Genomic DNA, 18,575 nt, shown 5'->3' on the forward strand with positions numbered 1-18,575 from the left:
AAATAACAAGTTGGCTCAAGCATTAAATGACAAGCGACCCTACACTATGCAGGGTCGTCGGTGGCCGCCGCCACGCTATCAACAGCTACAGCCAACCAGCTACTTTTGATTACTGTCGCTAGTTTGAGTGGTGGACATACCATATTTACGGAGGAAGCGTTCTACACGGCCTTCAGTATCAATCATTTTCTGAGTACCAGTGTAAAAGGGGTGATTTCCAGACCAAACATCTACGTGGAGTTCGGGCTTGGTAGAACCAATGGTCATAACAACTTGACCATTGCAGTAGACTTTAGCGTCTGGATACCATTTGGGATGAATATCAGGTTTAGCCATTGTTTTTTGTTGCGAATCTATATAAATTGGGACTGAGGGCTGGGGATTGAGACTAGGGGGATTAGGTAAAAGTTTTTTTCCTTCCTTTTTCCCTCTTCAGTTTTCCGCCTGAACTCCTGATAGCGCAGCGTGGCGTTAGCCATACTCGGTGAACTCCTGATTCCTATCTTAACGTTTGGAGTATTGAGGTGCTTTGCGGGCTTTGTGTAAACCGTATTTTTTCCGTTCTTTAGCTCGTGGGTCACGAGTTAAATAGCCTTCAGTTTTCAAAGGTGAACGGTTATCTGGGTCAAGTTCACATAACGCACGAGCCACTCCTAGACGGATAGAATCAGCTTGTCCAGTTAGTCCACCACCTTCAGCCTTCACCAAGATATCATATTCATTTTCTAACCCCAAAGTTTCCAAAGGTGCTTTAATAGATCCTAAGTAATTGGGATTGAATTGGAAATACAATTCTCCGTCTTTACCATTAACAATCATTTTCCCTTCACCGGGAACTAGACGAACTCTTGCCACTGAGGCTTTACGGCGACCAGTACCCCAGTAAACGGCACGACCGCTATTAATTTCTGCTATCTGCATTAGTTTTCTCCAGGAATTGTACTAATTGTGATTTCTTTGGGTTGTTGTGCTTCATGGGGGTGAGTTGGACCTGCGTACACTTTCAGCTTAGTAAATAACTGTTTACCCAAACTATTTTTAGGTAACATACCTTTAATAGCGTGTTCCAGGATTCTTTCTGGTAATCGCTGTTGTAACTTAGCGAAAGTTTCTGTTTTCATACCACCGGGGCGGCCAGAATGACGACGGTAAAGTTTTTGAGTGCGCTTTTTACCTGTAACTGCCACTTTCTCGGCATTGATAATAATCACAAAATCCCCTGTATCTAAATGGGGGGTATATTCAGCTTTTCTCTTGCCCCTGAGAATCATCGCTACTTCGCTGGCCAGACGGCCTAGACGTTTATCTGTAGCGTCTACTAAGTACCAATCGCGCTCAAGAGATGCTTGAGGGGGAAGGTAGGTTTTACTACTCATTGTTTGTCCTTTGTCAGTTGTCAGTTGTTAGTTGTCATGATTCATGACCCATGACTAGGTATGCTTGGGTGTCATACCAAATTTTTGGCGGAAAGGGAAAATCGGGATAACCGACCCTCAACAAGCATAGCCCGTGAGCAGGTGCAGAATATTTCACTTCTTCCCGCCGTTCTTGTCGCCAAATGTCGGTGAAGTTATCTAGAGTCCGCTGACCAGAACCTACTTCTACGACCATTCCTATTAACAGCCGCACCATACCATATAAAAATCCATTAGCCTGAATTTCAATATGGATAAAAGATCCACTACGACTACATTGTACTGCTTGCACTTCTACCCGGGAGTGCGATCGCGCTGATCCAGCCCGTTGAAAAGCAGATAAATGGTGTTTTCCCAGCAGTGGTTTCAGGGCAGATGTAATCAAGGATTCATCCAAGGGGGCATAATAATAATGCCAACTAAAAGGCTGCACGAATAAATTCGGTAACTCTTCAGTGTAGATGGTGTAGCGATATCGTCGGTAAACTGCGCTAAACCGCGCGTGCCAACTTTCACTTACACCCGCTGATGCCCTAATTAATATCCCTGGGGGCAAATAGCCATTAAGAACTTTTGCCCACCTGTGAGCAGGAATTAAACTTGCGGCTTGAAAATGGGCTACTTGGGCGGCAGCATGGACTCCAGAATCGGTTCTCCCTGCTCCATGTAGTGTTACATGATACCCTAGAACAGTGGCTATAGCTGTTTCTATCTCTTCTTGGACAGTGCGCTGTCCTTTTTGTCTTTGCCAGCCGTGAAAATGAGTACCTATGTACTGAATAATCAAGGCTACTCGCTGAGTGGCTTGTTGCTGGCGGCTTTCTAACATACTCGTTTGTCAGTTGTCAGTTGTCAGTTGTTTTTTGTACTACTGACCAATGACCAATAACTTTAAACTAGTTCAATAATCGCCATTTCAGCATGATCACCGCGACGGGGGACGGTATGCAGAATGCGAGTATAACCACCCTGACGATTAGCGTATCGAGTAGGAGCTTGCTCGAATAGTGCATGAACCAGGGTTTTGTCGTAGATATAACCTAATGCTTTCCGACGCGATGCTAAAGAGCCATCTTTCGCCAGGGTAATCATTTTATCTACTTCACTGCGGACAACTTTAGCTCTGATTAAAGTTGTCGTAATTCGACCATGACGTACCAACTCTGTTGTCAAAGCTCTGAGAAGAGCGCGACGTTGATCCGCTGGTTTACTAAGTTGTTTGACTCGGCAACGATGACGCATAACAAGGCACTAATGAAGTTTCATTTATTGGGTTTTGATTTAGCTGGGTTTAGAGCTTCTTTCTTGAGGTAAAGTAATACCTAAGCGACGCTGTAACGCTTCCACAACTTCTTCCGCCGACTTTTGACCAAAGTTTTTGATTTCTAAAAGGTCTTCTTGGGTATAATCCAATAAGTCGGCTACGGAATTTACTTGGGCCCGTTTTAGACAGTTATAAGCTCTGACAGATAACTGCAACTCTTCAATGGGAATTTGGGCGGTAGGATCATCGGGAATAGATGAACCTGTATCCGTTGGTTCTAAGGAGATATCTTTCAATGGGTTGAATAAATCTACCAAAATTCCAGCGGCAGATGATAGTGCCTCTTGAGGAGAAATACTACCATTAGTCCATACTTCTAATAAAAGTCGGTCTTTCAAAGAGCCATCACCACGAGCTTCTTCAACACTATAGTTGACTTTTCGCACGGGCATAAACACTGAGTCAATTTGGAGAAAATCCAAAGATGTAGCCTCTTCTCTACCTCGTTCTACAGTCCGGTAGCCCTTACCGCGCTCAATCCGAAATTCCATTTCCAGTTTTCCACCTTCAGCGATGGTGGCTATATACTGAGTCGGGTCAATCACTTCTACTTCACTAGGTAAATCGAAATGTGCCACAGTCACTGTTGCAGGTCCGTTAACGAGTAACCGACCAATTTGGGGTTGAGGAGAATAACTCTTGAGAATGACATCCTTCATTCGCATGAGCATTTCTAGTACATCTTCCCTTACCCCTGGAACGGTCGCAAACTCATGACTGACACCAGCAATTCTCACTGCTGTCACTGATGTTCCCTCTAAATTAGCAAGTAAAACCCGCCGCAACGCGTTGCCAACAGTTGTTCCTTGACCACGCTCTAGAGGTTCTAGAACGAATTTACTGTAATAGCTCCGACTTTCTTCAGCATTAGACTCTACACATTCAATTTGAAACTGCGCCACGGAGTAGCCTCCCTCACTTTGTAAAGTCAAAAGTCAAAATTTAAAAGTCAAAATTTAAAAGTCAACAGTCAACAGTCAAAAGTTGACAGTTAACTGTTAGATGAGAAAAGTTTAAACTCGACGGCGCTTAGGTGGACGGCAACCGTTATGGGGAATTGGGGTAATATCCCGAATCAGTGTAATTTCCAATCCTGCACCTTGAAGTGCCCGGATAGCTGTTTCTCTACCGGCACCAGGTCCGCTCACCATGACCTCAACTTGCCGCATTCCTTGATCTGTGGCTCGTCTTGCCGCGCTTTCAGCAGCAGTTTGTGCGGCGAAGGGAGTTCCCTTTTTTGCCCCTTTAAATCCACTAGAACCAGCACTTGCCCAGGAGATAACATCTCCATTTTGATCAGTAATCGTGACAATGCTATTGTTAAAGGTAGATTGAATGTAGGCAACCCCATTGGGTACGTTCTGTTTTTGCTTTTTGCTCCCGGTTTTTTTTGTCGGTTGTCTGGCCATATTTCTTTAGTGAATTTAAGGTACAACTTGCTAATTGCTGCAAGTTTAGAAAAATTATTTGCCAGGGGCTTTCTTCTTACCGGCCACTGTCTGTCTTCTACCACGTCTGGTTCTAGCGTTTGTCCGGGTTCTTTGTCCACGCACTGGTAAGCCCATGCGGTGTCTACGACCTCTATAACAACCAATGTCAACTAAACGTTTAATATTTAGTCCTTCTAACCGGCGTAAATCTCCTTCAACTTGATAGTTAGTTTCGATTTCTCCTCTCAGGGCTGTCACATCAGCATCGGATAGGTCTTTAACGCGTGTATCTGGGTTAACTCCAGTAGCTGCGAGAATTTGATGTGATCTAGTTAAGCCAATTCCGTAAATGTATGTTAGACCAATTTCTATACGCTTATCGCGTGGAAGGTCTACTCCGGAAATCCGTGCCACAATGAATCTCTCCCTATTGTTTTCGTAGTTGCATTTAGCAAAGCGCGATAGTCTGGACTTGTCCGGTTAATTTTCGCGGGTTTAACTTTGCTTTGATAGATAGTTTCTATCCTTGGCGTTGTTTGTGTTTGGGATTTTCACAAATCACCATCACACGACCACGACGCTTGATCACGCTGCACTTCTCACAAATTTTCTTAACTGAGGCTCTGACTTTCATGCCTTTTAAAATTGACTCCAAATAGTAAATTATAGCATTTCTAGAAGAAATATTTCAGTTATGTAACTAGAAAAAGACCAGTTGATTTATGTATGGTAAGATTCTCTGTTATTGATTTATTTCTTCCGCAAGCGATAGGTGATTCTACCTTTGGTTAAGTCGTAGGGTGTTAATTCAACTTTGACGCGATCACCAGGTAAAATCTTGATGTAATTACGGCGAATTTTCCCAGAAATGTGTGCTAGGACATTAAAGCCGTTATCTAAGTCAACACGAAACATTGCATTAGGCAATGATTCGGTGACAGTCCCTTCCATTTCGATTAGGTCTTGCTTAGACAAGTTTTTTCCTCAACTCAACAATCTCCTATTGTTCTTGTACACTTTCAGGGGCATAAAGAACACAATTAGAGAAAATATCAACAGTTTATTAATATATCTTAGCTAAAATTGACTTGCCCCTGGCTTGGAAGATAGGGGCGGGGTAATTCTCTCCGGGGAAAATTTGATTTTTTCCCTCTGGCGACATAGACCACTGCCCCTGAGTTTCTTTAAGCAGCTATGATATCTTTCAATTCGGTAAAAACTTCTTCTTGGGACTGATGACCGTTGACTGTGAGGAGTTTTTGGCGATCGCTGTAATAATCAATTAAAGGTGCAGTATCGTCACGATAAACTTCCAAGCGCCGACGAATGACTTCTTCAGTATCATCTTTTCGTCCGCGTCCTAATAACCGAGTAATGACAGTTTCATCTGGTGCATCCAGATTGACTACCTTTTCACCACCCTGTCCTAGACCTTTGAGTAATTTTGCGAGAAACTCCGCCTGTGTAACTTTACGGGGAAATCCGTCTAAAATCCAACCTGATTCAGCATCTGATTTTCTCAGACGTTCCTCGACCATATCTTCTACTAATTTATCGGGGACTAATTCGCCTTTATCCATATAAGATTGGGCTTGAATACCCAAATCTGTTTTATCCTGAATAGCCTGGCGTAAAATGTCACCTGTAGAAATATGGGGAATTTGTAAAAATTCAGCCAAGATTTTAGCTTGAGTTCCCTTACCAGCACCCGGTGGTCCCAAGAAGATTAATCGCGTCACTATTGTTTCACCATTCCTTCATAACGCTGAGAGATAACGTAAGTTTGGATTTGTTTAGCCGTATCAATTGCCACACCAACCAAAATCAACAAAGATGTTGCCCCCAGCCCCTTAAAGGTGGGAACTTTCAAAGCGCTTTCTACGGCTGTAGGAATAATTGCCACTAAACCTAAAAAGATAGCTCCTAAAAAAGTGAGGCGATTTGTCACCCGTTCAATATACTCACTAGTAGCCTTACCGGGACGAATTCCGGGAATACTAGAACCCATTTTTTTCAAATTCTGAGCCACATCTACTGGGTTGAGAATCAACGAAGAATAGAAGTAACTAAAGAAAACAATGGAAGTTAAGTAAACGAGGGCATATACCCAAGGTGCAGAACCACCAGGACTTAAATAGGTATTAACAATGTTTGCTAATTCAGGATTTTTAGTAAAATTGGCGACTAAAAGTGGCAAACTCAGGATTGCTGCTGCAAAAATAATTGGCATTACCCCACCAGAATTAAGGCGTAGGGGTAAATAACTCCGCTGTTCTGCTAAAACCCTTCTGCCTACTTGACGACGGGCAGAAATAATGGGGATGCGGCGCATTCCTTCCTGTACGAACACAATACCCACGATTGTGAACATAAAAACCAGTATCAGGACGATGACACGCCCAACAATTTCCCGTCCACCAACTTGTACCAAGTCAATGGTATCCCCTAGAGACTTGGGTAAAGAAGCCACAATGTTGACAAAAATCAACAAAGATGCACCATTGCCGATACCCCGTTCAGTAATCAGTTCCGAAGCCCACATAACGAACATTGAACCAGCAGTAAGAGCTATTGCGGTTTCTGCTACGAATATTGGACCTGGTTTGAGGGCAAATTGTTGGAGGAATAGTGTCGAAAAAGCCACACTTTGAATAATTGCCCAAACTACAGTCACATAACGGGTAATTTGGGATATTTTCCGCCGACCTGCTTCCCCTTCATTTTTCTGTAAATTTTCTAGAGAGGGAACAGCAGCCGTGAGTAATTGGATGATAATGGAGGCATTGATAAAGGGCAAAATCCCCAAAGCAAAGATCCCTAAAGTAGAGAGTCCTCGTCCAGAGAATATATCCAATAAGCCAAAGATGGAATTGTTGCCCGATATAGCTTCAGCAAACTTAGGTCTATCAATTCCTGGTACAGGTAAAAAGATGCCCAGACGAACCAAAATTAAAATACCTACGGTGACAAGCAGCCTACCTCTCAGTCCGGCTGCTTGTGCCATCTGCATAAAAGTCTCTTGAGCCGTTGGGGCTTTATCTCGACTGATCATAGAATTTTACCTTTTAAGTATGAGGTCTGAAGTATGAGGTGTGAAGTATGAGGTGCTTTATTATGCTTCATCCTTCATCCTTCATCTTCTATGCAGCTATGGCTGTACGCCACGCTACGCTATGACAACTCCCACCAGCAGCTTCAATTTTGGTACGAGCTTGGCCTGTGAAAGCAGCAGCTTTTACCTGAAGAGGAACATTTAATTCCCCATTCCCCAAAATTTTCAATGGACCCTTAACAGCGGTTAAAATACCAGCCTCTTTCAAAGATTCCAGAGTTACTTCTGAGTTAGGAGGTAAATCATTTAACTTCTCTACATTAATGATCGTGTAAACTTTCCGGTTAATCAGGGGGAAGCCCTTGAGTTTAGGTATCCGGCGGTACAATGGCTGTTGACCACCTTCAAAACCTGGTCTTGTGCCACTACCAGAGCGGGATTTTTGACCACGCATCCCTAAACCAGCACTAGCACCTTGTCCAGCAGAAATACCTCTACCTACGCGTTTACGGCGTTTTTTCGAGCCTTTTTGGGGCTTAACATCGTTCAGTCTCATTTTGGTTGGGGATTTTAGATTTTAGATTTTGGATTTTAGATTGAGAATCTGATACAAAGGGTGACTAAATATAGAGTTTCTCAATGGCGATACCGCGATCTTCAGCAACTTCACTTAATGTCCGCAGGGTAGATAGAGCGTTAACTGCGGCTCTGGCATTGTTTAAAGGGTTGTTTGAACCTAATTGTTTAGCAAGAATATTGCGTATTCCTGCCAACTCTAATACAGTCCGTACAGCACCCCCGGCAATTACCCCTGTACCTGGTGCGGCTGGGCGCATCATGACCTTAGCCCCGCCACCAATACCATCAATGGGGTGAGGAATGGAATTGGATTTAGTGATTGGGATGTCAATTAGATGTTTTTTACCATCAGCGACACCTTTTTTAACTGCACCAATAACATCTGATGCCTTACCAACTCCGACTCCAACTTGTCCACGTTCATTACCGACGACGACAATGGCACGGAAGCTGAGTTTTTTACCACCTTTGACGACTTTACTCACCCGGCGGATTTGGATAACTCGCTCTTGCCAGGTAGTTTCTTCTTTTTTTGTACGGCTTGCTTTACGACGACCGGTTACCATAATCAATGCTCTCTTTTAGTTGTCAGTTGTCAGTTGTCAGTTGTCAGTTGCTACTGACTACTGACGGACTTAGAAATCTAAACCAGCCTCGCGTGCCGCCTCAGCTAGTGCTTTAATGCGACCATGATAGAGGTTACCACCCCGGTCAAAAACAACTTTGGTGATGCCTTTTTCTAGGGCGCGTACAGCTACCAATTTACCAACTTGTACGGACGCTTCACAATTAGCACCAGAAGCAATATTGGATTTTAATTCGGGTTCTACAGTTGATGCGGCGACTATAGTTTCTTGCTTGGTATCATCAATCAATTGAGCGTAAATATGCTCATTAGATCGGAATATAGCCAAGCGTGGACGTTCCGGTGAACCATTGACTTTGCCACGAACGCGTCGATGACGACGCTGTTTTGATTCTTTGCGTGTAAGTTTCATATTTACTTCTTACCACCCTTACCAGTCTTACCGGCTTTGCGTCTGACCACTTCACCTGCATAGCGAATACCTTTACCCTTATAAGGTTCAGGTGGACGAACAGCACGAATTTTAGCGGCTGTGTTGCCGACAATTTCTTTGTCATAGCCACTGACTATGACATTAGTAGTACCTTCTACCGCAAATTGAATTCCTGCTGGGGGTTCAATTTGCACTTGATGGCTATAACCCATATTTAAGACTAGGTTACTGCCTTGAAGTTGGGCGCGATAACCAACCCCTTGAATTTCCAAACGACGTTGAAAACCCTGGGAAACTCCCTCCACCATATTTGCCACTAAGGTGCGGCTCAAACCGTGCATTTGTCTGGAGGTGCGGGTTTCATCACGACGGGTAACTAACAGTGTTTCTCCTTCCTGGGAGACTATGACATTGTTAGGTAGTTGCCGGGAAAGTTCACCTTTTGGACCTTTCACCACTACTTTGACACCATCAATCGCCACTTGCACTTTGGCGGGGATGGTAATTGGACGTTTACCAATACGAGACATGATTTTTTGTTCTTTGTCAGTTGTTTTTTGTCAGTTGTCAGTTGTTCGTTGTTTTGGCACTGACCAATGACCAATGACCAATGACGATTACCAAACGTGGCAAAGCACTTCACCGCCTAGATTTTGGCGGCGTGCTTCGCGGTCAGTCATAATCCCACTGGATGTAGAAATAATGGCAATACCGATACCGCCTAGCACTCTTGGTAATTCTTTTTTGTTGGAGTAAACTCGTAAACCGGGTTTACTGACTCGCTTGAGGGCAGTAATTAAAGGTTGGCGATTTTTACCTTTGTATTTCAGGGAAATAACTAGGTTACGCTTTACCCCTTCTCCTGCTTCTTCAACTTCCGCAATGAAGCCTTCTTCCCGCAGTACCTTAGCAATGCTACGGGTCATTTTTGTAGCTGGTACTTGCGTAGTTTGATGCTTCGCCATATTGGCATTGCGGATGCGCGTCAGCATATCTGCAATTGTGTCGTTAGCCGCCATCGTTCCCTCTTTAGATGAACTTATTGATCACGAAAGGGCATTCCCATTTCCTTGAGTAAGGCGCGGCCCTCTTCGTCGGTTTTTGCCGTGGTGATAATTGAAATATCTAACCCTCGGACTTGATCGATTTTGTCGTATTCCACTTCTGGAAAAATTAGCTGTTCGCGCACACCCAGTGTGTAGTTGCCACGGCCGTCAAAGCTTTTGGCACTGACACCACGAAAGTCTCTGATTCTGGGTAGTGTGAGGTTAATCAGACGATCTAAGAAGGCGTACATCCGTTCGCCTCTGAGCGTCACCATAATCCCTACAGGCATACCTTGACGAATTTTAAAGCCAGCGATCGCTTTCTTTGCCCGTGTCACCACAGGTTTTTGTCCAGTAATCAGGGCTATTTCGCTAATTGAGGCCTCTAGTGATTTAGCATTTTGAGCAGCTTCTCCCAAACCTCTATTGATAGTTATTTTAGTCACCTTCGGCACTTGATGCACGTTGGTGTATTGAAACTGAGTAATCAATTTGGGAGTAATCGTCTCTTGATATACAGTTTTCAGTCGTGTTATGGCCATAGTGTTTGTCCTTATATTCCCTGGGCTTGGTCAGGGAAAGTTCTTTGCTAGTTGTCAGTTGTCAGTTGTCACTTGTTTTTTACTTAATGACCAATGACCAATGACTAATAACTATTTATCAAGAATTTCACCTGTTTTTTTGAGCATTCTCACCTTCTTACCTTCAGCAGTGAAGGTGTAGCAGATGCGACTAGCAACGTTTTGTTTGGTGGAATAGAGCATCACATTGGAGCTATGAATGGGATACTCCTGGGTGACTATTTGCCCTGATTCCCCTTCTTGCTGGGGTTTCACGTGCTTGGTTTTAATGTTGACACCTTTGACAAGAACTTTGCTCAGTTGTGGCAGTGCTTTAATCACTTCACCAACTTTACCTTTATCTTTGCCAGCGATAACTTGCACAGTATCACCAGTTTTGACGTGCATTTTATGAAAAACTTTGGGTTGTGGGCGCTTTGCCATTACAGCACCTCCGGAGCCAGAGAAACAATTTTAGTAAAGTTTTTGTCGCGCAGTTCTCGAGCTACAGGTCCAAATACCCGTGTACCTCTAGGATTACCTTCTTTGTTGATAATCACTGCGGCGTTATCATCGAAACGGATGGTCATACCGCTATCACGACTAATGGCTTTACGAGTACGCACAATTACTGCTTCTACAACATCAGACTTTTTGACGGCCATGTTGGGTGAAGACTCTTTGACAACGGCGATAATTCTATCACCTACGCCACCATAACGGCGGTTACCTGCACCTAATACGCGGATGCACATTAGTTTTTTAGCACCGCTATTATCTGCGACATTCAGATAAGATTGGGGTTGAATCACAACTGGTCTCTCTTTTGGGGTTGTTGTATTGTATAATACAACTGTTTACGCTGTAGCTTTGGTGTTTAGGATTTCCGTAACTTGCCAACGCTTGGTTTTGCTCAGGGGTCTAGTTTCTTGAATCCGCACCCGGTCGCCTATTTTGCACGTATTTTCTTCGTCGTGAACTTTATAGCGGCGGGTTTTAACTACGATTTTGCCGTACTTGGGGTGAGGTGCGCGGTTTTCTATGGCTACTACCACAGTTTTTTGCATTTTATCGCTCACTACCAAGCCAACTCGTTCTTTGACTGCCATAATCTTCTACTTTTGCTCTTGGTCTGAAAGACTTGCTGCCCGTTTCCGTTCTCCTTCTACTGTCAGTAATTGGGAGAGTCGATGGCGTGCGTGTTTGAACTGGTGAGGCTTTTCTAGTTGTCTTGTGGCTTTTTGCAAGCGCAACTGGAATAGTTGTCTTTTAACGGCAACAATTTCCTCAGCCAGCCGTTCATCATTTAATTCTCTAGCTTCCGCAATCTTGGGAAGAGACATAACCTACTCCTGCTCCTGTGGTTGAGAGCGTACAATAAATTTGGTCTTAATTGGTAACTTAGCGTCGGCCAAGCGCATAGCTTCGCGGGCAATTTCTTCAGCAACGCCGCCAATTTCAAACATGATCCGGCCTGGTTTGACCACAGCCACCCAAAATTCTGGATTACCTTTACCAGAACCCATCCGGGTTTCAGCAGGACGCATGGTGATTGGTTTGTCAGGGAAAATGCGAATCCAGATTTTACCACCCCGGCGAATATAACGAGTCATTGCCCGACGGGAAGCCTCGATTTGCCGTGAGGTAATCCAAGATGGTTCTTGGGCTTGGAGTCCAAAATCCCCAAAGTTGAGGGTACTGCCACGGCTGGCCAGACCTTCCATGCGTCCGCGTTGTTGTTTGCGGAATTTAGTTCTTCTAGGACTTAACATGATTTGTCAGTTATCGGTTCTCAGTTGTCCGTTGTCAGTTGTCAGTTTTTTTACCACTGACTATTGACCATTGACTTAGGTTTCATTGGAGCGGTCTTCAAACTGTTGACGGCGACGTTGTTGTTGTCGGCGACGGGGTTCGCGTTCACGGTCTCCACGGTCACGGTCACGGTCACGTTCTCTGGCTGGTTGAGCGGGAGCCTGTTCTTGACCAGGAATAATTTCCCCTTTAAATACCCAAACTTTAATACCGAGAATCCCGTAGATTGTCTTAGCTGTGCAGCCAGAATAGTCAATATCAGCGCGTAATGTATGGAGCGGAACTCTACCTTCACGAGTCCACTCGGAGCGGGCAATTTCTGCACCGTTGAGCCGACCACCGACTTGAACCTTGATTCCTTGTACACCTGCTCTTTGGGCGCGTTGAATTGCTTGACGAACAACTCGGCGGAAGGAAACCCGACGTTCTAGTTGTTGAGCAATGTATTCAGCAATCAGGTAAGCATCAGCATCAACTCGTTGGACTTCAACAACGTTAATACGGATTTGGCGATTACCACCCAAAGCTCCTTGTAGTCCAAGGCGCAATGATTCAATACCCTGACCACCCCGACCTACAACTACACCTGGTCTAGCTGTCCGAACTTCTAGGTCAATTTGATCAGCTTTGCGCTCAATTCTCACTTCGGAAATGCCGGCGTTATTTTGAGCGTATCTACCTAGTTTTTGTTCAATGTACTGACGGAGTTTGTAGTCTTCCTGTAGAAGTTCTGGATAACGGTCAGGTTCTGCAAACCAAAGGGATTGGTGTTCTTGAGTTATACCCAGTCGAAAGCCGACTGGATGAATTTTCTGTCCCACAAAAGCTTCCTCTAAAATTTCTGACTGTACGCAATTTTCTTGTGCCTGTACGGCTGTTTACTCAGCAGTAGTGCCAGCGGAAACAGCAACAGTGATATGACACGTTGGCTTGCGAATTTGGTAAGCTCGACCTTGTGCTCTGGGTTGAAACCGTTTCAGCACTGGTCCTTGGTCAGCAAAAGCTTGACTAATCACCAAACTGGATCTATCTAAGCCAGCATTATGCTCTGCATTAGCTGCGGCACTTCTGAGGACTTTTAGAATGGGGTCACAAGCACCGTAGGGCATAAATTCAAGAATGATTAGTGCTTCTCGGTATGAACGCCCGCGAATTTGATCAAGTACACGGCGCACTTTATAGGGGGAAATGCGTATATAACGGGCGATCGCCTTCACTTCAGTAGTATCAGTTGCCATAATTTATGCGATTATCTCCCTGATTTCTTGTCACTTTTGCCATGACCTCTGTAGGTACGGGTAGGAGCAAATTCTCCTAACTTATGTCCTACCATTTGTTCGTTGACAAATACAGGAACGTGCTGCCGTCCATTGTGAACAGCGATAGTATGACCTACCATCAAGGGCAAAATTGTCGAAGCTCTCGACCAAGTTTTGACCACTTGTTTTTCATCTTTTGCATTTAACTTCTCAATTTTCTTGAGCAGATGGTCAGCTACAAAAGGACCTTTTTTTAAAGAACGACCCATAGTTCAGTTTTGGATTTGGGATGGGAAATGGAGAATTTCTAATTTTGGACTACTAAGTTGTCTCATATAGAGCCAGTCTAAAATCCAAAATTTAAAATCTAAAATTCTAGGACTGACGACCACCACGACCACGTTTAGAGGATTTGCGGCGACGACGCAGAATTAACTTAGTGCTTGACTTCTTGCGATTACGAGTCTTAGCCCCTAAAGTAGGTTTACCCCAAGGTGTCACAGGACCTGATCTACCAATGGGCGCTCTCCCCTCACCACCACCATGGGGGTGATCCACCGGGTTCATAACGCTACCTCTAACCTTAGGACGACGGCCTTTCCAGCGATTCCGTCCAGCTTTACCCGCGCTCAGGTTTCTTGCGTCTGTATTGCCAACTTGTCCAATGGTGGCATAGCAATCACGCCGAATTAAACGAACTTCACCGGAGGGTAATCTCAATGTTACATAGTTGCCTTCTTTGGCCACTACTTGGGCTACAGCGCCAGCAGCCCGGACGATCTGACCACCTTTACCTGGTGTCATTTCGACGTTGTGAACACCAGTACCCAAGGGCATATTTGCTAAAGGTAGGGCATTACCATCTTCAATAGGAGAATCAGGTCCAGCAATTACCTTTGTGCCTACAGTCATGCCATTTGGTTGCAAGATGTAACGTTTTTCGCCATCTTCATACAACAATAAAGCGATCCGTGCATTGCGGTTAGGATCGTATTCAATGGCTATAACTGTAGCAGTCATATTCCGCTTATCTCTTTTAAAGTCAATAATGCGGTAAAGTTGCTTGTGTCCGCCACCCCGACGACGGCTAGTTATCCGCCCTTGATTGTTCCGACCTTTGGGACGATGAACTGATTCAGTTAATGATTTTTCTGGCTCGGTTTTCGTAATTTCAGCAAAGTCGGAGATGATAACTTGGCGAGTACTGGGGGTATAAGGGCGATAAGAACGAGTACCCATGGTTCAATTTTGGATTTTGGATTAATCAATTTTGGATTTTGGATTTTCGATTATTGGTAATCTCAAATCTCAAATTCTTAAACTTCTGGGAAGAGAACTTTTCTAATTTTTTCTTCGTCCCCAGGGGCAACGGTGACAATAGCTCGCTTATACTGGGGTTTATAACCAATAAATCTACCTACACGTTTTTGTTTACGTGGGGGGTTGGCGGTATTGACTTTGACGACCTTAACTGCAAATAGGTCTTCAATGGCGGCTCTAATTTGTGGTTTAGTGGCTTTAGGAATGACTTCAAAGGTGTATTTGTTTTGTTCCATAAGTATGGTCGCTTTTTCGGTGAGAATGGGGCGACGCACTAAGTCTGGTAGATCACGGGTGGCAACTAGTTTAGGCACTGTAGACCTCCTGGATCTTCTCTAGGGTTGATGATGTAACAACTATTTTGTCTGCATGAAGTAAGTCGTAAACGTTCAACTGGTCAGCAGGAATCAGTTTTAGGTTTTCGATGTTACGGGCTGATAAAAGCACGTTTTCTGCAATTTCTGACAAAATTAAAAGTGTCTTTTGTTCTGGTACAGCACCCCATCTAGCTAATGCAGCTACGAGGTCTTTGGTTTTAGGACGCTGTAACTCGTTGCTAAATTCTTCAACAATGATGATGTCTTCAGCGCGTCCAATCAGGGCTGTCCGCAATGCCAAACGGCGTTCTTTGCGGTTCATTTTCAGGTCGAAATCTCTGGGTTTTGGTCCAAAGATGACACCACCACCACGCCATAATGGTGAACGGATAGAACCAGCACGGGCGCGACCTGTGCCTTTTTGCCGCCAAGGTTTACGACCACCACCACGAACTTCTGCACGAGTTTTAGTGCTGGCAGTTCCCTGGCGAGAATTGGTCATTTGTCTGACTAGGGCGCGGTGTACGATATGCGCCGCTGTTGTTTCTTTGGCAACTGGTAAGTCAAAGCTGGTTTCGCCAACTTGTTCTCCTTGCCAATTTTTAATTACACTCTCTACCATCTTTGTGTCCTTTGTCAGTTGTCTTTTGTCAGTTGTCTTTTGTCAGTTGTCAGTTGTCTTTTTTTGCCACTAACCAATGACTACTAAACAATGACTAAATGACTATTTTTTACCAACTATAGTTGCTGGAACGACGCTCACTAAGGCTCCTGGTTTGCCAGGAATGGCTCCTTTAATGAGGATTAAATTACGTTCTGTATCCACTCGTACCACTGTCAGTTTGCGAATTGTGACCCGAGTACCGCCTAAACGTCCTGCCATCCTTTTACCGGGATAAACACGACCTGGGGTTGTACCAGCACCGATAGAACCTGGGGCTCTATGGTTTTTAGAACCGTGTGACATGGGTCCGCGACCAAAGTTGTTCCGCTTTTGGTTGCCTGCAAAACCGCGACCGATACTTGTACCAACTACATCTACAATTTCACCAGCACTAAAAATATCTGCTTTAATTTCTTGACCTGGGGTGTAATCACCAGCGCTGTCGGTGCGATATTCATTTAGATGACGGAGTGCTGGGGCAGATGATTTGGCTAAATGTCCCAACAATGGTTTGTTCAGTGCCTTGGGTTTGACTTCGCCATAACCAACTTGAATGGCAGAGTAACCGTCGGTCTGTTTTGTTTTAACTTGCGTAACGGTGCATGGACCGGCTTGGATGATAGTAATAGGAATGGATACTCCTGCTTCATCAAAGATTTGGGTCATGCCCAGTTTGGTGCCGAGAATACCTACAGACACAGTTACTGGTTCTCCTTTCGTTTTATTTTTTTGGGCTAAACCTGGAAGTCAAATGGGGACATTTTTTGTCACCACTTCGGAAGTTTTCACTGGCGTTAGACAGTGCAAATTCTTGGCGACGCAACAATTTTTGTCCTTTTTGCTTTAGTGAATTTGTTTATTTTCACTTACTCAATCACAATAACAGGAATAACTCCTACTCTATTGAGAGGGTATTACTTCTGTAATCCAATGCGAGGCTTAATGGCTTTGCGCTGTGTGCAGCAATGCTTTTGTCCAAGCAATTGCTTTGGCACTCTACCGTTGTAGTCGGACTTAAGTGGTTATTCCCTCTCAGTATCCATTTTCTCAAGGCTTAACATAACGCTATAAAATCAACATTATTGCTCAAGAACTACTTCTTTTAATACCTTAAACTATTGTTTGAGGTGTTGCCTAATTTTTTTTTAGGATTTACGGGAGTGATTTGCTGTGGGAGCTTGAATATGACTTTGGCTCTTGATTTGACCTAAAAGCTTTTTTAGTTTAGCAGTCTCTGATGCATTCAGCCAGTTTTATTCTTTTAGGGAAACTAACTAGGAACTCAGATGCTAGGACTAACTAGGAACTTTCAATCAGAAGGATAGCTATCTAATTCTACTGTTCGGTCACAATCTAATAATATAAATCATTTATCAATTTTTGTCTAGTGTTTTTCTGATGATTTTTTATGATGTTGGGCTGAGGGTGGGTGGTTTTACCCAAATTTCGGTTTTTAATTCTCAAGATTGTTGAAAATATGCGCTTTCATTTAACTTAATTTACCACTAGAGGGTGAATAATAGAGATATTTAAGTGGGATAGGAAGAAAATCTATGGCACTAATTACCACTGGTAACGGTTTTATCCGCAGTTTGGAGAAGTTTGGGGCGTTGGGTGTTTATGTTCCTCTGGAGGGGGGCTATGAAGGTCGGTATCTCCGCCGATTACGGGCTTCTGGCTATGTTGGCCTCCATATTACTGCTAGGGGTCTGGGTGATGTGGCTGCGTATCTGACTCAAGTTCATGGTGTCAGACCACCGCATTTAGGTAAAAGAAGTAACAGTAATGGTGCGGCTGTGGGTGATGTATATTATTTACCACCAATGATCGGTTCTCATTTGGCACAATTACCACCTAAGTCTAAGGGGTTGGTGTTGTGGATTATTGAGGGATATATTCTTTCTGATCAGGAGGTTGAGTATTTAATGAATTTGCCTAAGTTAGAACCACGGGTTAAGGTGGTAATTGAGAGAGGTGGCGATCGCAGTTTCCGCTGGACTCCTTTGGAAAAGACACTGTTAGCTAGTTAAGCAAATTGTAAGGGTGGTAAAACTCCACCCCTAGGGTTAATTTGGGGATGTCTTAATTTTGTATTTCCTGTTGTACCCAAGTACGAAAAGATTTTTCAGCTTGGACTTCATCTATTTGGCAATGTTGCAAAAATTGATAAAGTTTTTCTTTGGTGATTATAGAAAATGTGGGACTTTTTTCTCCTTCAATATATTGATGATTTTGAAGTTGATAAATTCGCAATATTTCACCGTTATAACGCCAAAATTCGGGTACACCCATGCTGGCATAAAACTGAAGTTTATTGATGTCAGTATGAGTAATATCTACTTCTACAATTAGGTCTGGTGGTGGATCTTCGTTTAAATTAACTTTTTTGCCAACTACTTGAGGTTGATTTTGAATGTAATAACAATTATCCGGTTCAGCACTTCTTTGTAAATCATCACGATTTAAAGTGGTTGAGCCCATTGTTTTGATTTTTAAACCCATTTCCACTACCAAAATGCGGATAAATAGTTCAATTAATCTGGTAGCACTTTCATGTTCTTCTAATGGCATGGTGATTTCTAATGTTCCTTGATCATAAATGAGTCGAGAAGAACGATTTTGCCCTAATGCTGTTAAAATTAGTTGGTAATTTTGCCAACTGATATTGTGAAAAACTACTCGCTGTTCTGCGGGGGTAGTTTCTGGGGTAATATTGTTTGGTTTAATAATTGTATTAACCATAGTTGCCTTTAAATTTAGGTTAATAATTATTATAAT

The 18,575-nt window shown here is 43.6% G+C and carries 32 protein-coding genes; 1 reads left to right on the top strand and 31 read right to left on the bottom strand.

Annotated elements, in window-relative coordinates:
- Positions 1-99: 99 nt before the first annotated feature.
- From rpmE to rplC, 30 genes are all read right to left on the bottom strand, one after another.
- The gene (rpmE, locus tag H6G44_RS06685) at positions 100-336 is read right to left on the bottom strand and encodes a 50S ribosomal protein L31 (RefSeq protein WP_190385406.1); all 237 of its coding nucleotides are present in this window, start codon (positions 334-336) and stop codon (positions 100-102) included.
- A gap of 168 nt (positions 337-504) precedes the next feature.
- Positions 505-921, bottom strand: a complete 417-nt coding sequence (gene rpsI, locus H6G44_RS06690; protein ID WP_190385405.1) for a 30S ribosomal protein S9 — start codon at positions 919-921, stop codon at positions 505-507.
- Positions 921-1,376: a 50S ribosomal protein L13 gene (rplM, locus tag H6G44_RS06695; protein WP_168645140.1), complete on the bottom strand. Its 456-nt coding sequence runs from the start codon at positions 1,374-1,376 to the stop codon at positions 921-923. Before rplM ends, rpsI begins: the two co-directional genes overlap by 1 nt.
- Positions 1,377-1,410: 34 nt before the next feature.
- On the bottom strand, positions 1,411-2,244 hold the full coding sequence (truA, locus tag H6G44_RS06700) for a tRNA pseudouridine(38-40) synthase TruA (protein ID WP_190385404.1): 834 nt from the start codon (positions 2,242-2,244) through the stop codon (positions 1,411-1,413).
- Positions 2,245-2,306: 62 nt separating this feature from the next.
- The gene (gene rplQ, locus H6G44_RS06705; RefSeq protein ID WP_027402085.1) at positions 2,307-2,657 is read right to left on the bottom strand and encodes a 50S ribosomal protein L17; all 351 of its coding nucleotides are present in this window, start codon (positions 2,655-2,657) and stop codon (positions 2,307-2,309) included.
- A gap of 39 nt (positions 2,658-2,696) precedes the next feature.
- On the bottom strand, positions 2,697-3,641 hold the full coding sequence (locus H6G44_RS06710; RefSeq protein ID WP_190385403.1) for a DNA-directed RNA polymerase subunit alpha: 945 nt from the start codon (positions 3,639-3,641) through the stop codon (positions 2,697-2,699).
- A 111-nt stretch (positions 3,642-3,752) separates the two neighbouring features.
- Positions 3,753-4,148: a 30S ribosomal protein S11 gene (rpsK, locus tag H6G44_RS06715; RefSeq protein WP_190385402.1), complete on the bottom strand. Its 396-nt coding sequence runs from the start codon at positions 4,146-4,148 to the stop codon at positions 3,753-3,755.
- 54 nt (positions 4,149-4,202) lie between these two features.
- Positions 4,203-4,583 carry a 30S ribosomal protein S13 gene (gene rpsM / locus H6G44_RS06720; RefSeq protein ID WP_190385401.1) on the bottom strand — a complete coding sequence of 127 codons (381 nt, stop codon included), beginning with the start codon at positions 4,581-4,583 and terminating at the stop codon, positions 4,203-4,205.
- 106 nt (positions 4,584-4,689) lie between these two features.
- Positions 4,690-4,803 (bottom strand): 50S ribosomal protein L36, encoded by a 114-nt coding sequence (gene rpmJ / locus H6G44_RS06725; RefSeq protein WP_015079193.1) that lies wholly within the window; start codon positions 4,801-4,803, stop codon positions 4,690-4,692.
- A gap of 116 nt (positions 4,804-4,919) precedes the next feature.
- Positions 4,920-5,144, bottom strand: a complete 225-nt coding sequence (gene infA / locus H6G44_RS06730) for a translation initiation factor IF-1 (protein ID WP_006276978.1) — start codon at positions 5,142-5,144, stop codon at positions 4,920-4,922.
- A gap of 209 nt (positions 5,145-5,353) precedes the next feature.
- Positions 5,354-5,908, bottom strand: coding sequence for an adenylate kinase (locus H6G44_RS06735; RefSeq protein WP_190385400.1), 555 nt, complete (start codon positions 5,906-5,908; stop codon positions 5,354-5,356).
- Complete coding sequence (gene secY, locus H6G44_RS06740) at positions 5,908-7,221, bottom strand: preprotein translocase subunit SecY (RefSeq protein WP_190385399.1); 1,314 nt, start codon at positions 7,219-7,221, stop codon at positions 5,908-5,910. The genes H6G44_RS06735 and secY overlap by 1 nt, the downstream gene beginning before the upstream one ends.
- Before the next feature lie 88 nt (positions 7,222-7,309).
- Positions 7,310-7,777, bottom strand: a complete 468-nt coding sequence (rplO, locus tag H6G44_RS06745) for a 50S ribosomal protein L15 (RefSeq protein ID WP_190385398.1) — start codon at positions 7,775-7,777, stop codon at positions 7,310-7,312.
- A gap of 64 nt (positions 7,778-7,841) precedes the next feature.
- The gene (gene rpsE, locus H6G44_RS06750) at positions 7,842-8,366 is read right to left on the bottom strand and encodes a 30S ribosomal protein S5 (protein WP_027402091.1); all 525 of its coding nucleotides are present in this window, start codon (positions 8,364-8,366) and stop codon (positions 7,842-7,844) included.
- 69 nt (positions 8,367-8,435) lie between these two features.
- Positions 8,436-8,798, bottom strand: a complete 363-nt coding sequence (gene rplR / locus H6G44_RS06755) for a 50S ribosomal protein L18 (RefSeq protein WP_190385397.1) — start codon at positions 8,796-8,798, stop codon at positions 8,436-8,438.
- Between the two features lie 2 nt (positions 8,799-8,800).
- Positions 8,801-9,349, bottom strand: a complete 549-nt coding sequence (gene rplF / locus H6G44_RS06760; RefSeq protein WP_190385396.1) for a 50S ribosomal protein L6 — start codon at positions 9,347-9,349, stop codon at positions 8,801-8,803.
- A gap of 87 nt (positions 9,350-9,436) precedes the next feature.
- On the bottom strand, positions 9,437-9,838 hold the full coding sequence (gene rpsH / locus H6G44_RS06765; protein ID WP_028085248.1) for a 30S ribosomal protein S8: 402 nt from the start codon (positions 9,836-9,838) through the stop codon (positions 9,437-9,439).
- Positions 9,839-9,858: 20 nt separating this feature from the next.
- Positions 9,859-10,407 (bottom strand): 50S ribosomal protein L5, encoded by a 549-nt coding sequence (gene rplE / locus H6G44_RS06770; RefSeq protein ID WP_190385395.1) that lies wholly within the window; start codon positions 10,405-10,407, stop codon positions 9,859-9,861.
- A 111-nt stretch (positions 10,408-10,518) separates the two neighbouring features.
- Entirely contained in the window at positions 10,519-10,869 is a 351-nt protein-coding gene (gene rplX, locus H6G44_RS06775) for a 50S ribosomal protein L24 (protein ID WP_242031646.1), read from the bottom strand.
- Entirely contained in the window at positions 10,869-11,237 is a 369-nt protein-coding gene (gene rplN / locus H6G44_RS06780; protein ID WP_137906396.1) for a 50S ribosomal protein L14, read from the bottom strand. The genes rplX and rplN overlap by 1 nt, the downstream gene beginning before the upstream one ends.
- A 45-nt stretch (positions 11,238-11,282) precedes the next feature.
- Complete coding sequence (gene rpsQ, locus H6G44_RS06785; protein ID WP_137906397.1) at positions 11,283-11,534, bottom strand: 30S ribosomal protein S17; 252 nt, start codon at positions 11,532-11,534, stop codon at positions 11,283-11,285.
- A 6-nt stretch (positions 11,535-11,540) separates the two neighbouring features.
- Complete coding sequence (gene rpmC, locus H6G44_RS06790) at positions 11,541-11,768, bottom strand: 50S ribosomal protein L29 (protein WP_190385394.1); 228 nt, start codon at positions 11,766-11,768, stop codon at positions 11,541-11,543.
- A gap of 3 nt (positions 11,769-11,771) precedes the next feature.
- The gene (rplP, locus tag H6G44_RS06795) at positions 11,772-12,197 is read right to left on the bottom strand and encodes a 50S ribosomal protein L16 (RefSeq protein WP_137906398.1); all 426 of its coding nucleotides are present in this window, start codon (positions 12,195-12,197) and stop codon (positions 11,772-11,774) included.
- Positions 12,198-12,272: 75 nt separating this feature from the next.
- A complete protein-coding gene (rpsC, locus tag H6G44_RS06800; protein ID WP_190385393.1) occupies positions 12,273-13,058 on the bottom strand; it encodes a 30S ribosomal protein S3 in 786 nt (261 codons plus the stop codon).
- Positions 13,059-13,115: 57 nt separating this feature from the next.
- Positions 13,116-13,475 carry a 50S ribosomal protein L22 gene (gene rplV / locus H6G44_RS06805; protein ID WP_190385392.1) on the bottom strand — a complete coding sequence of 120 codons (360 nt, stop codon included), beginning with the start codon at positions 13,473-13,475 and terminating at the stop codon, positions 13,116-13,118.
- An 11-nt stretch (positions 13,476-13,486) separates the two neighbouring features.
- Positions 13,487-13,765: a 30S ribosomal protein S19 gene (gene rpsS, locus H6G44_RS06810; RefSeq protein WP_027402103.1), complete on the bottom strand. Its 279-nt coding sequence runs from the start codon at positions 13,763-13,765 to the stop codon at positions 13,487-13,489.
- A gap of 106 nt (positions 13,766-13,871) precedes the next feature.
- Positions 13,872-14,735, bottom strand: a complete 864-nt coding sequence (rplB, locus tag H6G44_RS06815; protein ID WP_190385391.1) for a 50S ribosomal protein L2 — start codon at positions 14,733-14,735, stop codon at positions 13,872-13,874.
- A 77-nt stretch (positions 14,736-14,812) separates the two neighbouring features.
- Positions 14,813-15,130, bottom strand: a complete 318-nt coding sequence (locus tag H6G44_RS06820; protein WP_190385390.1) for a 50S ribosomal protein L23 — start codon at positions 15,128-15,130, stop codon at positions 14,813-14,815.
- A complete protein-coding gene (gene rplD, locus H6G44_RS06825; RefSeq protein ID WP_190385389.1) occupies positions 15,123-15,755 on the bottom strand; it encodes a 50S ribosomal protein L4 in 633 nt (210 codons plus the stop codon). Before rplD ends, H6G44_RS06820 begins: the two co-directional genes overlap by 8 nt.
- A gap of 102 nt (positions 15,756-15,857) precedes the next feature.
- On the bottom strand, positions 15,858-16,496 hold the full coding sequence (rplC, locus tag H6G44_RS06830; protein ID WP_190385388.1) for a 50S ribosomal protein L3: 639 nt from the start codon (positions 16,494-16,496) through the stop codon (positions 15,858-15,860).
- An 854-nt stretch (positions 16,497-17,350) separates the two neighbouring features.
- Here rplC and ndhN point away from each other — a divergent pair.
- The gene (ndhN, locus tag H6G44_RS06835) at positions 17,351-17,827 is read left to right on the top strand and encodes an NAD(P)H-quinone oxidoreductase subunit N (protein ID WP_190385387.1); all 477 of its coding nucleotides are present in this window, start codon (positions 17,351-17,353) and stop codon (positions 17,825-17,827) included.
- 52 nt (positions 17,828-17,879) lie between these two features.
- On the opposite strand, the gene H6G44_RS06840 is transcribed toward ndhN, so the two are convergent.
- Positions 17,880-18,539: a Uma2 family endonuclease gene (locus tag H6G44_RS06840; RefSeq protein WP_190385386.1), complete on the bottom strand. Its 660-nt coding sequence runs from the start codon at positions 18,537-18,539 to the stop codon at positions 17,880-17,882.
- Positions 18,540-18,575 lie beyond the last annotated feature (36 nt).

It is taken from the genome of Aphanizomenon flos-aquae FACHB-1287, from assembly GCF_014698755.1.
GTDB lineage: Bacteria > Cyanobacteriota > Cyanobacteriia > Cyanobacteriales > Nostocaceae > Dolichospermum > Dolichospermum flosaquae.

Coding starts and splice junctions, on each gene's coding strand:
- rpmE (WP_190385406.1), bottom strand. CDS start 336: ATGGCTAAACCTGATATTCATCCCAAATGGTATCCAGACGCTAAAGTC.
- rpsI (WP_190385405.1), bottom strand. CDS start 921: ATGCAGATAGCAGAAATTAATAGCGGTCGTGCCGTTTACTGGGGTACT.
- rplM (WP_168645140.1), bottom strand. CDS start 1,376: ATGAGTAGTAAAACCTACCTTCCCCCTCAAGCATCTCTTGAGCGCGAT.
- truA (WP_190385404.1), bottom strand. CDS start 2,244: ATGTTAGAAAGCCGCCAGCAACAAGCCACTCAGCGAGTAGCCTTGATT.
- rplQ (WP_027402085.1), bottom strand. CDS start 2,657: ATGCGTCATCGTTGCCGAGTCAAACAACTTAGTAAACCAGCGGATCAA.
- rpsK (WP_190385402.1), bottom strand. CDS start 4,148: ATGGCCAGACAACCGACAAAAAAAACCGGGAGCAAAAAGCAAAAACAG.
- rpmJ (WP_015079193.1), bottom strand. CDS start 4,803: ATGAAAGTCAGAGCCTCAGTTAAGAAAATTTGTGAGAAGTGCAGCGTG.
- secY (WP_190385399.1), bottom strand. CDS start 7,221: ATGATCAGTCGAGATAAAGCCCCAACGGCTCAAGAGACTTTTATGCAG.
- rplO (WP_190385398.1), bottom strand. CDS start 7,777: ATGAGACTGAACGATGTTAAGCCCCAAAAAGGCTCGAAAAAACGCCGT.
- rpsE (WP_027402091.1), bottom strand. CDS start 8,366: ATGGTAACCGGTCGTCGTAAAGCAAGCCGTACAAAAAAAGAAGAAACT.
- rplR (WP_190385397.1), bottom strand. CDS start 8,798: ATGAAACTTACACGCAAAGAATCAAAACAGCGTCGTCATCGACGCGTT.
- rplF (WP_190385396.1), bottom strand. CDS start 9,349: ATGTCTCGTATTGGTAAACGTCCAATTACCATCCCCGCCAAAGTGCAA.
- rpsH (WP_028085248.1), bottom strand. CDS start 9,838: ATGGCGGCTAACGACACAATTGCAGATATGCTGACGCGCATCCGCAAT.
- rplE (WP_190385395.1), bottom strand. CDS start 10,407: ATGGCCATAACACGACTGAAAACTGTATATCAAGAGACGATTACTCCC.
- rplX (WP_242031646.1), bottom strand. CDS start 10,869: ATGGCAAAGCGCCCACAACCCAAAGTTTTTCATAAAATGCACGTCAAA.
- rpsQ (WP_137906397.1), bottom strand. CDS start 11,534: ATGGCAGTCAAAGAACGAGTTGGCTTGGTAGTGAGCGATAAAATGCAA.
- rpmC (WP_190385394.1), bottom strand. CDS start 11,768: ATGTCTCTTCCCAAGATTGCGGAAGCTAGAGAATTAAATGATGAACGG.
- rplP (WP_137906398.1), bottom strand. CDS start 12,197: ATGTTAAGTCCTAGAAGAACTAAATTCCGCAAACAACAACGCGGACGC.
- rplV (WP_190385392.1), bottom strand. CDS start 13,475: ATGGCAACTGATACTACTGAAGTGAAGGCGATCGCCCGTTATATACGC.
- rpsS (WP_027402103.1), bottom strand. CDS start 13,765: ATGGGTCGTTCTTTAAAAAAAGGTCCTTTTGTAGCTGACCATCTGCTC.
- rplB (WP_190385391.1), bottom strand. CDS start 14,735: ATGGGTACTCGTTCTTATCGCCCTTATACCCCCAGTACTCGCCAAGTT.
- rplD (WP_190385389.1), bottom strand. CDS start 15,755: ATGGTAGAGAGTGTAATTAAAAATTGGCAAGGAGAACAAGTTGGCGAA.
- ndhN (WP_190385387.1), top strand. CDS start 17,351: ATGGCACTAATTACCACTGGTAACGGTTTTATCCGCAGTTTGGAGAAG.
- H6G44_RS06840 (WP_190385386.1), bottom strand. CDS start 18,539: ATGGTTAATACAATTATTAAACCAAACAATATTACCCCAGAAACTACC.